The 1253-nt window shown below is 74.9% G+C and carries 1 protein-coding gene; it reads left to right on the forward strand.

Features of this window, described 5'->3' with window-relative positions:
- Positions 1–999, forward strand: a 999-nt coding sequence (gene proB, locus FNQ90_RS23720) for a glutamate 5-kinase (RefSeq protein ID WP_182608220.1), incomplete at its 5' end; no start/stop codon positions are given.
- Between the last annotated feature and the right edge of the window lie 254 nt (positions 1000–1253).

The raw sequence follows: 1253 nt of genomic DNA on the forward strand, positions 1-1253 counted from the left end.
GTGTTGGCCAAGTACGACGACCGGGAGATCGTGCTGGTCTCCTCCGGCGCCATCGCCGCCGGTCTGGCCCCCCTCGGCCTGACCCGCCGCCCCGGTGACCTGGCCCGTCAGCAGGCGGCGGCCAGCGTCGGGCAGGGGCTGCTGCTGGCCCGGTACACCGCGTCCTTCGCGCGGTACGGCCGCCGGGTGGGCCAGGTGCTGCTGACCACCCACGACACCAGTCGGCGCGCGCACTACCGCAACGCCTTCCGCACCCTGGAGCAGTTGCTCGCGATGGGCGCGGTGCCGGTGGTCAACGAGAACGACACGGTCGCCACGGACGAGATCCGCTTCGGTGACAACGACCGGCTCGCGGCCCTGGTGGCCCACCTGGTCCGTGCCGACCTGCTGGTGCTGCTCTCGGACGTGGCGGGCCTGTACGACGGCGACCCCCGCCGTCCCGGCACCCGGCTGATCCCGGAGGTGACCGGCCCCGCCGAGTTGGAGGGCGTTGAGCTGGGCAGCGCGGGCCGGGCCGGGGTGGGGACCGGCGGCATGGTGACGAAGGTGGAGGCGGCGCGGATCGCCACCGGGGGCGGCATCCCGGTGGTGCTGACCTCGGCCGTGCACGCGGCGGACGCCCTGGTGGGGGCGGAGACCGGAACCTGGTTCCACGCCACCGGGCGGCGCAGCGCCGGTCGGTTGCTGTGGCTGGAGCACGCCTCCTCGCCGCGCGGCTCCGTGGCCCTGGACGCGGGGGCGGTGCGGGCGATCGCCGAGCGGGGTGGTTCGCTGTTGCCGGCGGGCATCACGGCGGTGGACGGTGAGTTCTCGGCCGGGGATCCCATCGAACTGAGGGACGAGACCGGGCGGGCGTTCGCCCGGGGCCTGGTCAACTTCGACGCGCGGGAGATTCCCCTGTTGATCGGTCGTTCGACCCGTGAACTCGCCCGGGAGCTCGGTCCGGACTACGAACGCGAGGTGGTCCACCGCGATGACCTCGTGCTCCTCGCTCCGTGAGGGGTGCGCGGGGTGTGTCCTCCCGGGGCGTGTCGCGGGAGCCGGGGGCGCCCCTCGGCCGGAGCGGAAGGGGGCCGTCCGGTGGAGCTTCGTCGATTCGCCCCCGGGTTTCCGGATGAGCCGGCACTTTTGAGGCGGGTTCGTGCGGCACGTCGGGGAGCAGCGCCGCGCCCGTCGCGCACGGACCGGCGCGCGAGCGGCTTGCCGCGCCCCGGAGGTCGGTGGGAAGCGCGCCGGCGGTGGGGTGGGCCGGG

Source organism: Streptomyces alkaliphilus (assembly GCF_014141535.1).
GTDB classification, from domain to species: domain Bacteria; phylum Actinomycetota; class Actinomycetes; order Streptomycetales; family Streptomycetaceae; genus Streptomyces; species Streptomyces alkaliphilus.